The sequence below is a fragment of the Cupriavidus sp. UYPR2.512 genome (assembly GCF_000379565.1).
Lineage (GTDB): Bacteria > Pseudomonadota > Gammaproteobacteria > Burkholderiales > Burkholderiaceae > Cupriavidus.
The window spans coordinates 276,659-289,649 of record NZ_KB902852.1 but is presented as its reverse complement, the minus strand read 5'-3'; the positions used below and the strand labels follow the sequence as shown (position 1 = coordinate 289,649).

Sequence of the window (12,991 nt, the reverse complement as noted above, 5' to 3'; positions counted from 1 at the left end):
CGGAAGATCAATACACTCCCACCCGTCCGCCGCCCCCGCTGGCAGCGCATTCTGCTGTGCCAGCCTGAGCACACCGCGGCCACGCCCAGCCCACCACCATGAAGCATCGCACCGCCTCATCCACGGAATCATGCATCGACCTTCCCGGCAAGGGTGACTGGGTCCACCGGGATGCTTCCGCTCGCCGCGTCGAGCGTTTCGAAGCATTCTTTGGCGGCCATGGCTACGACATGCACCGTCATGACACCTACGCGATCGGCCGCACGCTGTCCGGCGTGCAAAGTTTCTCCTATCGGCGCGGCATGACGCATAGCACACCCGGCGGGACCATCGTGCTACACCCCGACGAGCCCCATGACGGCCACGCCGGCACCGATGCCGGTTTCCGATACCGGATGCTCTATATCGAGCCTTCGCTGATCCAGCGCGCACTAGGCGGCAAGCCACTGCCATTCATTGCGGGCGGCCGCTCGGAAGATCCACGGCTGTACGCCGCGACCGAAACCTTGTTGCAGGCGATGGGTTGCGCGCTGGCCCCGCTGGAGGAAGACGACGCCATCTTCGACCTGGCACAGGCCCTGGCCGCTGCCGCGGGCGTACGGCGCGGCCGCCAGGCTGTGGACTACCGCGCCGCGGAAATCGCCCGCACCTGCCTGCTCGACAACCTGGAGATCACCGTCACCCTTGGTGAACTGGAGCAAGCCAGCGGGCGTGACCGCTGGAGCCTGTCGCGCGACTTCCGCACGCTTTATGGCACCAGCCCGCATCGCTACCTTGTCATGCGCCGGCTCGACATGGTGCGCCGGCTGGCAGCAGCCGGCGAAACATTGGCCAATGCCGCCGTCTGGGCGGGCTTTACAGACCAGAGCCACATGACGCGGCACTTCACGCGCGCGTTCGGCCATTCGCCGGGACGCTGGATGCGTGCGTTGCGGAGCCCATCGGGCTGAGCTTGCACGAACGTACAAGACCTTGTAGCCGGATCGGCGCAGACTGTCCCTTCCCGCCTGACTGATCTGAAACGAGCCCCGTCATGAATGCATCGCACCACACCGCTGCGCCCTATCATTCGATCAACTTCGCGCAGAAGCTAGGCCTGATCACTGAACATTGGCAACCGCGCGTGGTTGCGGAGATGAACGACTACCAGTTCAAGATCGTCAGGATTGCTGGCGATTTCGTCTGGCACCAACATGCCGATACCGACGAAACCTTCATCGTGCTCAACGGGCAGTTGCGCATCGATTTCCGCGATGGACATGTGCTCGTCAATGCCGGGGAGATGTATGTCGTGCCCAGGGGCGTGGAACACAAGCCCTATGCGCATGAAGAAGTGCACATGCTCCTGGTCGAGCCGCGCGGCGTTGTCAACACCGGCGACCAGGGAGGCCAGCGTACCGCGCCGAACGACGTGTGGATCTGATGCCAGCCCTTCCTGTTGTATGGCCTGGGCTTCTGTGACCCGACCGGTTCTTTAACACGCCCGCCGGCTCTTGGCCGACCGGGCGTGTCATCTCAACGGCCTGCGCTTTCAGCTAACCATCGCCCCTCAAGCCGCGGCCCGCCGGGCCGCGCCGCGATACTGCGCCAGCAACGCCTCCCGCCGTACCGCCGCCGCATCCATGCTGGCCTCCTTCACATGGCCGTAGCCCCGGATATCCTCTGGCAACGCGGCAAGCGCCAGCGCGGCGTCGACGTTGCCCGCGCTCAGGGAAGCGGCGAACTCGTCGACCATGGCCAGATAGTCGTTGACCAGCGCCCGCTCGGCGCGGCGCTCAGCAGTCTTGCCAAACACATCGAGCGCCGTGCCACGCAAACCCTTCAGGCGCGCCAGCAAGCGGAATGCCGTCATCGTGCGCGGACCGAAGCGGCGCTTGACCAGGCGGCCCTTGTCGTCGGCCTTGGCCAGCAAGGGCGGCGCCAGCCAGAAATTGAGCTGGTAGTCGCGGCCGGGCTCGCCTTCGAACTGCGCGCGCAGCTTGTCCAGGAACGCCGGATCCGTGTAAAGACGCGCCACCTCGTACTCGTCCTTGTAGGCCATCAGCTTGGCCAGGTTGCGGGCCACGGCCTCGGTCAGCGGCAGCTTGCGGTCGATGCCCAGTTGCTGCTCCGCTGCGCGGATGCGCTCGACAGCCTCGCGGTAGCGGGCGGCGTAGGCGGTGTTCTGGTAATCGGTCAACATCGTCTCGCGCTTGCGGATCAGGGTGTCGAGCGTCTGCGGCATTGACACGACCTGGGCCGCCGGCGCGGCCGGCAGGAGCGCCTTCACCGTCGCCTCGCCGTGGTGAGCCAGGTACCGTCCCCATTGGAATGCGAGGCGGTTTTTCTCGATCGACACGCCATTGAGTTCGATCGCGCGCAGCAGGCTTTCATGCTGCAGCGGGATCCAGCCCTTTTGCCAGGCAAAGCCGAGCAGCAGCGGGTTGGAGTAGATGGCGTCGGCCAGCAGGGTCACTGCCCATGCGCTGGCGTCAAAGAACGCGCAGGCATCGCCGACGCTGGCGCGCAGGTCCTGCTCAGCACTGGCACCGGGGAATTTCCACTTCGGGTTCTTGATGAATTCCGCGGTGGGCGTGTTGGCGCTGTTGACCACGGCGGCGGTCAATCCGTGCCGGATCTTCGACAGCACTTCGGCCGAGGCCGAGACAATGGCGTCGCCCCCGATCACCAGGCGCGCCTCACCCGTCGCGATACGCGTCGCATGCAGGTCGTCCGGGCCCGGGGCGATCTGCACATGGCTGATCACCGCCCCGCCCTTCTGTGCCAGGCCAGCCATGTCGAGCACGGTCACGCCCTTGCGTTCAAGGTGCGATGCCATGCCCAGCAGGCCGCCGATGGTGACCACGCCAGTGCCGCCGACGCCGGTGACCAGCACGCCGTACGGCCGTTCCAGGGCCGGCAGCCGCGGCAGCGGCAGCGACTCGAAGTCGGCGCCGGTGCCTTTGCCACCCGCTGCCGCGGGCTTGCGCACCTGTGCCCCGTCGGCGGTGACAAAGCTCGGGCAGAAGCCGTTGACGCAGGAGAAATCCTTGTTGCACGACGACTGGTTGATCTTGCGCTTGGTCCCGAGTTCAGTCTCCAGCGGCTCCACCGACAGGCAGTTGGACTTGGCCGAGCAATCGCCGCAGCCCTCGCAGACCGCGTCGTTGATAAAGGCGCGCTTCGCCGGGTCAGGATAGGTGCCGCGCTTACGGCGGCGGCGCTTTTCGGTTGCGCAGGTCTGGTCGTAGATCAGGATGGTGACGCCCGCGGTATCGCGCAGCTCAACCTGGACGGCGTCGAGCTGGTCGCGGTGGAACACGGTCACGCCGGACGGCAGCATGGTGCCGTCGCCATACTTCTGCGGCTCGTCGGTGACGACGACTATCTTCTTCGCGCCCTCGGCCAGCACCTGGTGCGCAATCTGCGGCACCGTCAGCACGCCGTCGATGGGCTGCCCGCCGGTCATTGCCACGGCGTCATTGAACAGGATCTTGTAGGTGATATTGGCCCTGGCCGCGATCGATGCGCGGATGGCCAGCAGCCCCGAGTGGAAATACGTGCCGTCGCCCAGGTTGGCAAACACGTGCTTGTCACCAGTGAAATGCATCTGGCCGGTCCAGGCCACGCCCTCGCCGCCCATCTGGCTGAAAGTGTCGGTATTGCGGTCCATCCACAGGGTCATGTAGTGGCATCCGATGCCGGCCAGCGCACGCGAGCCTTCCGGCACGCGCGTGGACGTATTGTGCGGGCACCCTGAGCAGAACCAGGGCTTGCGCTCCACCGCGATGCGCGGCTGCGCGGCCTCGCGCTCCTTGGCCTCGATCAGCGCCACGCGCGCGGCAATGCGTGCGCGCACCGCTTCCGGCAAGTCCAGCCGTTCCAGCCGCCGGGCGATGGCCTTGGCGATCAGCGCCGGCGACAGCTCGTAGTGCGCCGGCAGCAGCCAGCTGCCACGCGGCACCGACCACTCGCCGCCATCGTTGCCGCGCTGGTCGAACTTGCCGAAGACCTTGGGCCGCACATCCTCGCGCCAGTTGTACAGTTCCTCCTTGAGCGCGTATTCAAGGATCTGGCGCTTCTCTTCCACCACCAGGATCTCTTCCAGGCCGGTGGCGAACTCACGCGCACCATGCGCCTCCAGCGGCCACACGCAACCCACCTTGTAGACGCGGATGCCGATGCGGGCGCAGGTGTCATCGTCCAGGCCCAGGTCCGTGAGCGCCTGGCGCACGTCCAGATACGCCTTGCCGGCGGTCATGATGCCGAAGCGCGCGTTCGGCGAATCGAGCACGACGCGATTGAGCCGGTTGGCCCTCACATAGGCCAGCGCCGCATACCACTTGTGGTCAAGCAGCCGCGCTTCCTGCTCCAGCGGGGAATCGGGCCAGCGGATATTGAGGCCGCCCTGCGGCACGACAAAGTCCTCCGGCAGCGCGATCTGCACGCGGTCGGGATCGATCTCGACCGAGGCGGTCGACTCCACCACGTCGGTGACGCACTTCATCGCCACCCACAGGCCGGAATACCGGCTCATGGCCCAGCCATGCAGGCCGTAGTCGAGGTACTCCTGCACATTGGCGGGATACAGCACCGGGATGCCGGCGGCCTGCAGCACGTGCTCCGACTGATGCGCCACGGTGGAGGACTTGGCGGCATGGTCGTCGCCGGCCAGCAGCAGCACGCCGCCATGGCGCGACGAGCCGGCCGAATTGGCGTGCTTCAGCACGTCGATGGACCGGTCCACGCCCGGCCCCTTGCCGTACCACATCGAGAACACGCCGTCGCGCGTGGCGCCGGGGAACAGGTTGACCTGCTGGCTGCCCCAGACGGCGGTCGCGGCAAGGTCTTCATTGACGCCGGGCTGGAACACCACGTCGCTGGCCGCCAGGTGCTGCTTGGCCTTCCACAGCGCCTGGTCCACGCCGCCCAGCGGCGAGCCGCGGTAGCCCGAGATAAACCCGGCGGTGTTGAGGCCGGCGGCGCGGTCGCGCGCCTTCTGCAGCATTGGCAGGCGAACCAGGGCCTGCACGCCGCTCATGTAGACGCGGCCCTTTTCCAGGGTGTACTTGTCGTCCAGGCTGGCGCTGGCCAGGGCTTCGAGCAAGGCGGGGTTCAGCGGGGCATTCACGATTATCAGTCTCCGTGCTGGTTCTCTTGTATTCGGAGCAGTTTAGAAATCCATGCCGTCATCGTAAAATCATGAATTCCAACACCTGATATCTGCAGAACGGATACCTCGGAGATCACCATGCTCAAGGCGCGCGAAAGCTCGGAAAGACTGGCCAAGGAAGTCACGCTGAGGCAGTTCCGCTATTTCGTCGCGGCCGCGGAGACGGGGCAATTCTCGATGGCCGCGACCGCCGAGCATGTCTCGCAGTCGGCCATCACCAATGCTGTGCTGGCGCTTGAGCAGCGCCTGGCCGTACGCCTGTTCGATCGCCGGCCCCATGGTGTGACGCTGACGGCGGAAGGCCACCTCTTCTTCCAGCACGCTCGCCAGATCCTGGATTCGGTCGAGGATGCGCTGCGCGAGCCGCGTTTCCAGGTGCACGGGTTGCAAGGCAGCGTGCGCCTGGCCGCCTCCTACACGGTGCTGGGCTACTTCCTGCCGGGGCTGCTGGCGCGCTTTCGCACCAACTATCCGGACATCGAACTGGATCTGCTGGATATGGACCGGCCGGATATCGAACGGGCCGTGCTGGCGGGGGAGATTGAGCTGGGCATCGCACTGCTGTCGAACCTGGAACGGCCCCAGCGCTTCCAGCGCCATACGCTGATGCGATCCCGGCGCCAGTTGTGGACCTCGGCCAGCCACCCGCTGCTGGCCGTGGAGCGGCCTTCGCTACGCGATATTGCGGCCTATCCGTATCTGCTCATCACCGTGGACGAGGCCGAGGAATCCACCCTGCGTTACTGGCGCAGCCAGCGGCTCGCACCGAATGTCGTGTTCCGGACCGGCTCGATGGAGGCCTTGCGCGGGCTGGTGGCACATGGCTTCGGCGTCACCGTGCTGTCCGACATGGTGTATCGCCCCTGGTCGCTGGAGGGAAAGCAGATCGAGGCCCGGCCGATTGCCAATGCGGTGCCGGACATGGAGGTCGGCATGCTGTGGCAGCCCGGGCGCAAGCTAGGCAAGCCGGCGGATGCGCTACGGGAGTTCCTGATTCACGCTTGCGGGAGCTGAGGCGGGATACGCGATTGCGGGCGCCCGTTGCTGTTGCCGGGAACCCCCAACGCCTCAGTTCAGCGTGGCGCCAGCCTGCTTTACGATCCGCGCGTGCTTGTCCAGTTCGTTCCTGAAGAACGGCACCGCCGCGTCGGCGCCCGTGGCGGTCACGACCACGCCTTGCGCCGCCAGGTGTTCCTGCACGTCGCGTTCCTGCAGCGTCGCCTTGATCTTCGACTGGAGGTCGTGCACGCCCTGCTTCGGCATCCCCGCGGGGCCGACGATCGCCAGCCATGCGTCGAAGCTGTAGTGGGGAACCCCCGACTCCGCAAGCGTCGGCACATCGGGCAGCGCCGGGACCCGCTGCGCAGTGGACACGGCAATCGCCTTGAGCTTGCCCGCCTTGATCAGCGGCAACACTGCCTGCACTGTCAGGAAGCCCATCTGCACCTGGCCACCGATCAGGTCGGTGGTGTAGTTGCCCGCGCCCTTGTATGGCACGTGCCGGATATCGACTTTCGCTTCACTGGCAAAGAGCTGGCCAGCCAGATGCAGGACCGTGCCGTTTCCCGACGAGCCGTAGTTCAGCTCACCCGGTTTCGACTTCAGCAGCGCGATCAGTTCTTTTGTCGTTTGCGCGCCGACCGCGGGATTCACCACCAGCACCAGCGGCAGCGTGCCGATGACCGTGATCGGGGTGATGTCCTTCAACGCGTCATAAGGCAGGTTCTTGTAGATGAACGGATTGATGACGTGATTCGACGAGATCAGGCCAAGCGTCGACCCGTCTTTCGGCGCCCTGACGATTTGCTGGGTGCCCGGCACGCCGCCGGCGCCGGCGATATTCTCGACCACCACCGATTGACCGAGCTGCTTGCCCAGCGGCTGGCTCAGCGCGCGGGCCACGGCGTCGGCTTGCGAACCCGGCTGGGTCGGTACGATCAGCCTGACCGGCGTGGCCTCCTGCGCACTGACTGAAACGGCCTGGCCGCCAAGCAATGCCAAAGTGGTCAGGGCCGCAAGCGCATTGCACGCCTGTCGAAACAGCGAAGTCCGCATATCTTGTCTCCGTTTGTCGAATCGCACCGTGGGCGGTGGCTTTGGGACGGAGTGTAGTGTTGCGGCGCCGCGGTGGCCGAGTGCTAATCCGCTGGACCGGGTATCTCAGCCTGGCATATCTTCCGGTCCCCCATCTGGCTGCAGCGCGCGGATCATGGCCGCAATCGCGCGCAAGCGCGGTTGCTTGTACGGGGCATAGACCAGCAGCTGGCGCTCGCGCCACCGCTCATCCAGCGGCACGCGGACAAAGCGTCGGGTTCCCGCATAGGCGGCGCTGGCGCTGGCCGGAAGCACGGCGATGCCCAGGCCGGCCTCCACCATGCGGCAAGCGGCCTCGAAGCTGGACACCGCCACGCCCTGGTTGAACGGCAGGCGCAGGTTTGCCGCCTGCTCGCGCAAGTCCTGGTCCAGCGCGCCGCCTGGCTGGACCACGACCAGCGGATGCTCAAGCACCTCGGCATAACGAATCCGCTTGCGCCTTGCCAGCGGATGCGACGACGGAATCACAACGTTGAGCGGATCGCTGGCAAAGGGCCAGGTTTCCAGGCCGCCGGGCGCCTTGGCCGCGACGCCGATGCCGATGTCGACCCGGTCATCGAGGCAGGCCCGGATGGTTTCGGCGGTGGAGCGCTCATAAAGCGCAATCTCGACCAGCGGGTGCGCCGCCTTGAATGCGTGCAGCCGTTCCGGCAGAAAACCGATGATGGCCGACGGGCTGGCTGACAGGCGCACAACGCCGGCGACCCGGTCGCCCAGGTCTTGCACCTCGCGCGCGAAGCTGGCGATATCCGCGTTCAGCTTGCGACCCAGTTCCAGCGCGCGGGCGCCGGCATCGGTCAGCACCACGCCCGCGGGCGAGCGGACCAACAGCACCACCCCCAGGCTTCGCTCCAGCTCGGCAATGCGCCGGCTCAGCGCCGACTGGGCAATATGCTCGGTCTCGGCCGCGCGCTTGATGGAGCCTTCGCGCGCCGCTGCCAGGAACAGTTGAATATTGACGGGATCGATGCGATGCATGGGTCAGTGGGCTCCTGCGGGCGATCCGGAATGTCGCCTGATACTAACCTTGCCGCGCGTCCTGCGCATGCACAAGGGTTTACCTTAATATGCCGCGGACAGATAGCCGCCATGCCGCATCAGCGCTTCGTGTCCGCGCGCAATGGGCAGTAAAGTCCCGCGCAATGCCACCGGAGACTCGCATGAGCGCCATCGATGCCACAGGCCGCATCCTGTTCCTTGCCGACTCAGCGGCGGTCATGGAAAAACAGTTCCAGGGCCAGGCCATGACCCTGGACCAGGCTGGCACCCTGCGCGACGACGTTTCCACGGACGAAATCACACCCGTGCCGATCCTGACGCACTATGACGACGCGCTCGGCCGCTATCCCTATACGGGCTACAAGGTAGAGGGAACCTGCCCGGTCACCGCCAACGCCATCCGCAACGGGGGCTTTTCGGTGACGGTCGCGGGCAACCGCTACGGCAAGGGATCCTCGCGCGAGCACAGTCCGGCAGCAGAGAAGCTGGCGGGCATCCAGCTGGTCATCGCCCGCAGCTTCGAGCGCATCTACCGCCAGAACGCCGACAACATCGGCTTGTTCACCTCGACCGACTTCAGCCTGCTTGCCCGCCTGGAGAAAGGCGAACCCATCGAACCGGACGCGCTCGTCGCCGGGCGCGACGCGCTGGCCGCATCCATCCTGCGGCACGGTGGGCTCCTGAAGTTCGGGCAGGCATACCTGAGCAAGGTGGAACCCGCGGCCCCGGCCCTGCCCACGGGCCCGCTGACCTTGTTCGAAAAGATCGTCCACCGGCATCTGCTTGCGACGCCGGTGACGCCGGCCAGCCCGGCTCCGGGCGACGGCATCTTCGTGCGGGCCGACTGGCGCTTCATCCACGAGTACTACACAGGCATGTGCGCCCACCTGCTGCACGCCACCTTCGGCACACCGCGTCAACTCAAGGATGCGGACCACATCGTTGTCTTTGAGGATCACACCTCCTATGTCACGGAAAGCCCGGCCCACGTGCGCGGCGGGCTGGTCGGCAACGTCGCCAGGATGTGCGCGGCGCAACGGGATTTCGTTCGCGCCTACCAGCTCCGCTGCCACCGCACGCTGACCGAGGACGAGTCCCGCAGCGCTCCGGGCAGCCATGCCGCGGGCATCTCGCACGCGATGATGGCCGAACGCTATGCCCTGCCCGGACAAGTCGTGGTGGGCACCGACTCTCACACCCCGCATAGCGGCGCGCTGGGATGCGTGGCGTTCGGTGTCGGCACGACGGACATGGCCAATGCGTTCGTGACCGGCGCCGTGCGCATGACCATGCCGCAGTGCATTCTGGTCAGGCTGGACGGCGTCATGCCGCCAGGCGTCACGGCCAAGGATGTCGTGCTGCACCTGCTGGCACAAGCCGAGATCAAGGCTGGCGCGGGCGTCGGCAAGGTGTTCGAGTTCACCGGGACGGCTGTCCGCGCGATGTCCATCGACGAGCGCGCCACCCTGACGAACATGTGCGCCGAACTCGGCGGCTTCACCGGCATCGTCGCGCCCGACGCCGAGACCGTCCGCTTCCTCAAGGAACGGCGCGGCATCGATTTCAAGGTCGAGCCATGGATGCAAAGCGACGACCACGCTGTCTTTGCCACCACGATCGACATCGACTGCGGCACGCTCAGCCCCATGGTGGCCCGCCCCGGTGATCCGGGCAACGGCCTGCCGCTGGCCGCGCTGGACCAGCGCGTGCCAGTGGATATCGCATACGGCGGCTCTTGCACGGCCGGCAAGCGCGAGGACTTCGACTGGTATCACGAGGTCCTGCACTGGGCCGTGGAGCGAGGCTTGCGCATTGCGCCTCACGTCACCCTCTACCTTCAGTTCGGCACGACCGACGTCAGGGACTATTGCGTCCGCCAGGGCTACTTGGAAACGTTCGAGGCGGTCGGCGCACGGATCCTCCAGCCTTCCTGCGGCGCCTGCGCCAACTGTGGCCCGGGATCCTCGGAGCGGGCCGAGCAGGTGACGGTCAGCTCGATCAACCGGAACTTTCCCGGGCGCTCGGGCCCCGGCCAGGTCTGGCTTGCCAGCCCGCCAACGGTGGCCGCCAGCGCCATTTGCGGGGAATTGGCTTCCTTCCATGCGTTGCAACAGCGCTATGAAGGGAATGGGATAATCGCGTCATGGCAGATAGGACGGGCATCGCAGAGCTGCCGCTGATGGCGCGGGGGAATTACGGCGCCATGGCCAGCGCCCGCCCCGCAAACCCGCCGCTGGCCGGCGCCTGTATCCCCGGGCAAGCCGGCGGATGCGCTGAGGGAATTCCTGATTCACGCTTGCGGGAGCTGAGGCGCCGGATCCTGTCGTGTCGTGCCCAACCCAGCGCAAAAAACCGAAAGAAATGGTGCAATGCAGCATAAATGCGCCTATGCTTGGGGAATGCCGGCCGGACACGCTTTCGAAAAGCGATCCAGACGCCGCTCGCCTCCCATTTGCCAGAATTTGCCAGGTGTCCGTTTTCATCGGATATCGAAGGAAAACCCCGTGCCCCCCTCCGTTCTTCAGCAACCTGTCCTCGACGCTTCTGCAAACTCCTCTCGCCTCTTTAGTGAAATGTGCGAACTGCTCCAGGCGGCAATACATGTCGTCAGCATTCGCACCACGCGCATGGCGATCGCCGGTCCGGCGCCTGACGAGCAGGACCAGCGCGAATTCAGCCTGATGAGCATTGAAAAGGGAGAGGCCGCATCGGAATCGTTGCTTGCGATGGGTTCGGGATGGATCAACCTGACCATGAGCCTCGCAAAGGACACCAGCGATCATCTCTGGGCGACATCCGCGGCCGCGGCCACGCTGGCGTGCAGTCGTTCCGCTGCGCAATGGTTCGAACGCCAGGCCGACCTTCTGCAATTGGCCGCCGGGTTCCCCGGCAACCCGCTGAAGCTGGCAGACCTGGCGACAAACCTGATGCAGGAGATCCTCGCGCCGATCCACGGCCGTGCGATGGCAAATGCGAAGCGCCTGGGCGCAGCGTGAAGGGCGCCAGGCCCGCGGTTGCATCGCCACGGACCGAATCAGACAGCACCCGCACGCGGGCGCGCGAACAGGAAACCGCGGACCCGGTCGGAGCCAGACGCCGGCAACGCTTGCGCCGATTTCCTAGACGGTGACGGCCGCGACGCCTTCCAGCGCGATAATCCTTGTTGTCGCACACCTTTCCCGAATCGCCTTGAGGCGGGCGTACTCTGGCGAGTCATACCAGGCCATCAAGGCATCCATGTCCGGGAACTCGACGATGACGAGACGATGCGGCTGCCAGTCTCCTTCGAGCACTTTGGTTGCACCGCCACGGCCCAGATATTTCCCACCATAGCGCACCTCGGTAGCAGGTACGTCTCGTTTGTACTCTTCAAAAACGGCGGGGTCCGTGACGTCAACATCGGCAATCAGGTATGCAGCCATGGCACGCTCCTATCTGCGGTAGTTCCCCGGTTGATTGTAGTTGCCACAATCGCCAGTACAGGCCGGGACGCGAGCGAGATCCCCATCAACGCCACGCGCCTGCCCTGCCCGCCCCGCCTCCAGGAACGGCAGCAACTCCACAAGTCCGGGAATCACGGCCTCCGTAAACGGTCAAGCCTGCTCGGCGCCGCGCCGGTAGAATGCAGGTCGCCACAGCATTCATCCGCGAGCACGGCATCGACTGATTCTCGTAGCACTCACCAGCCCATATCAACATCCACGGACGGAGACATGCCTTGAACATAAAGAACCGATTCATCCTGGGCCTGTTGGCGACGGTAAGCGTTATCGCGGCTACACCAGCTTGCGCACAAGAGCAATGGCCGAGCAAGACGATCCGCTTTGTCGTGCCCTTTGCCGCCGGCGGCGCCAATGACCTGATGGCGCGCGCCGCGGCCGAGGGCGCAACCAAGGCGCTGGGCCAGACCGTGCTGATCGAGAACCGGCCCGGCGCGGGCGGCACCGTGGGCGCCGATATCGTGGCCAAGAGCGCGCCGGATGGCTACACCTTCCTGATCAGCGCCGCCGGCGTCATCTCCAACAGCATGATCAAGAAGTCCATGCCGTTCAAGGATGACGCGCTCGTCCCCGTCGCCATGATCGGCCTTGCGCCCTCGGTCATCGTGGTGCCGAAGAACGCGCCCTACAAGGATCTGCGCGACTTTGTCGAGGCTTCAAAGAAGGGGAACGGTTTCAACTTCGCTACCGCGGGAACCGGCAGCACCCCGCACTTCGTGGCGGAGATCCTCAATGTGAAGTACGGTGCGAAGCTGCAGCCGGTGCCCTACAAGAGCGGGTCGGAAAGCACCACGGCAGTGCTGGGCGGCCAGGTGGAAGGAACCTCCGAGGCCAGCATCATCGCCCTTCCGCATATCCTGCACGATGGCAAGTTCAAGGCGCTCGCCACCACCTGGACGCAACGCATCTCGGCCTACCCGCAACTCTCCACCGCCGTGGAGCAAGGTTTCCCGGACCTGCAGATCGCGCATTGGGCCGGCGTCCATGCAGCCAAGGGGACGCCCGACGCGATCCTGGACAAGGTGGCCGCCGCGGTCGACAAGGCCATGAAGGACCCGGCCGCCGCCGCCAAGCTGAAGGCCGTGGGCATCGAGCCGGTCGGCGGCACGCGTGCCGACTTTGTGAAGTTTGTCGATGCTGAGCGCAAGCGGCTGGGCGAGATCGTCAAGGCTGCCAAGATGCAGGAAAAGTAATCGCGGCTTCCGTCATGCCGCCCCATCCGTCAAGGCGTTGGGGCGGCCTTGCT

The 12,991-nt window shown here is 65.6% G+C and carries 10 protein-coding genes; 6 read left to right on the top strand and 4 right to left on the bottom strand.

Annotated features, from left to right (window positions below; genetic code table 11):
• Positions 1-98 precede the first annotated feature (98 nt).
• Together A3A5_RS0101310 and A3A5_RS0101305 are read left to right on the top strand one after the other, a co-directional pair.
• Complete coding sequence (locus A3A5_RS0101310) at positions 99-950, top strand: AraC family transcriptional regulator (RefSeq protein WP_018308860.1); 852 nt, start codon at positions 99-101, stop codon at positions 948-950.
• Positions 951-1,033: 83 nt separating this feature from the next.
• Positions 1,034-1,423: a cupin domain-containing protein gene (locus A3A5_RS0101305; protein WP_018308859.1), complete on the top strand. Its 390-nt coding sequence runs from the start codon at positions 1,034-1,036 to the stop codon at positions 1,421-1,423.
• Positions 1,424-1,549: 126 nt separating this feature from the next.
• Here A3A5_RS0101305 and A3A5_RS0101300 read toward each other — a convergent pair whose 3' ends face one another.
• Positions 1,550-5,110, bottom strand: coding sequence for an indolepyruvate ferredoxin oxidoreductase family protein (locus A3A5_RS0101300; protein WP_018308858.1), 3,561 nt, complete (start codon positions 5,108-5,110; stop codon positions 1,550-1,552).
• A 120-nt stretch (positions 5,111-5,230) separates the two neighbouring features.
• Between A3A5_RS0101300 and A3A5_RS0101295 the strand changes: the two genes are divergently transcribed.
• Complete coding sequence (locus tag A3A5_RS0101295) at positions 5,231-6,166, top strand: LysR substrate-binding domain-containing protein (RefSeq protein WP_018308857.1); 936 nt, start codon at positions 5,231-5,233, stop codon at positions 6,164-6,166.
• A 54-nt stretch (positions 6,167-6,220) separates the two neighbouring features.
• Here the strand turns inward: A3A5_RS0101295 and A3A5_RS0101290 are convergent, their stop codons facing one another.
• On the bottom strand, positions 6,221-7,207 hold the full coding sequence (locus A3A5_RS0101290) for a tripartite tricarboxylate transporter substrate binding protein (protein WP_018308856.1): 987 nt from the start codon (positions 7,205-7,207) through the stop codon (positions 6,221-6,223).
• A gap of 105 nt (positions 7,208-7,312) precedes the next feature.
• Positions 7,313-8,224 (bottom strand): LysR family transcriptional regulator, encoded by a 912-nt coding sequence (locus tag A3A5_RS0101285; protein WP_018308855.1) that lies wholly within the window; start codon positions 8,222-8,224, stop codon positions 7,313-7,315.
• Between the two features lie 182 nt (positions 8,225-8,406).
• On the opposite strand from A3A5_RS0101285, the gene A3A5_RS0101280 reads away from it, so the two are divergent.
• Both A3A5_RS0101280 and A3A5_RS0101275 read left to right on the top strand, forming a co-directional pair.
• Positions 8,407-10,425, top strand: a complete 2,019-nt coding sequence (locus A3A5_RS0101280) for an aconitase family protein (RefSeq protein WP_018308854.1) — start codon at positions 8,407-8,409, stop codon at positions 10,423-10,425.
• A gap of 324 nt (positions 10,426-10,749) precedes the next feature.
• Positions 10,750-11,241 carry a polyhydroxyalkanoate granule-associated phasin gene (locus A3A5_RS0101275; RefSeq protein ID WP_232431240.1) on the top strand — a complete coding sequence of 164 codons (492 nt, stop codon included), beginning with the start codon at positions 10,750-10,752 and terminating at the stop codon, positions 11,239-11,241.
• 123 nt (positions 11,242-11,364) lie between these two features.
• Here the strand turns inward: A3A5_RS0101275 and A3A5_RS0101270 are convergent, their stop codons facing one another.
• Positions 11,365-11,667 (bottom strand): DUF1330 domain-containing protein, encoded by a 303-nt coding sequence (locus A3A5_RS0101270; RefSeq protein ID WP_018308852.1) that lies wholly within the window; start codon positions 11,665-11,667, stop codon positions 11,365-11,367.
• 296 nt (positions 11,668-11,963) lie between these two features.
• Between A3A5_RS0101270 and A3A5_RS0101265 the strand changes: the two genes are divergently transcribed.
• Complete coding sequence (locus A3A5_RS0101265) at positions 11,964-12,938, top strand: tripartite tricarboxylate transporter substrate binding protein (RefSeq protein WP_026200339.1); 975 nt, start codon at positions 11,964-11,966, stop codon at positions 12,936-12,938.
• Positions 12,939-12,991 lie beyond the last annotated feature (53 nt).

Bases quoted from the DNA above. Each gene is read 5' to 3' on its own strand.
- A3A5_RS0101310 (WP_018308860.1), top strand. From the start codon at position 99: ATGAAGCATCGCACCGCCTCATCCACGGAATCATGCATCGACCTTCCC.
- A3A5_RS0101305 (WP_018308859.1), top strand. From the start codon at position 1,034: ATGAATGCATCGCACCACACCGCTGCGCCCTATCATTCGATCAACTTC.
- A3A5_RS0101295 (WP_018308857.1), top strand. From the start codon at position 5,231: ATGCTCAAGGCGCGCGAAAGCTCGGAAAGACTGGCCAAGGAAGTCACG.
- A3A5_RS0101290 (WP_018308856.1), bottom strand. From the start codon at position 7,207: ATGCGGACTTCGCTGTTTCGACAGGCGTGCAATGCGCTTGCGGCCCTG.
- A3A5_RS0101285 (WP_018308855.1), bottom strand. From the start codon at position 8,224: ATGCATCGCATCGATCCCGTCAATATTCAACTGTTCCTGGCAGCGGCG.
- A3A5_RS0101280 (WP_018308854.1), top strand. From the start codon at position 8,407: ATGAGCGCCATCGATGCCACAGGCCGCATCCTGTTCCTTGCCGACTCA.
- A3A5_RS0101270 (WP_018308852.1), bottom strand. From the start codon at position 11,667: ATGGCTGCATACCTGATTGCCGATGTTGACGTCACGGACCCCGCCGTT.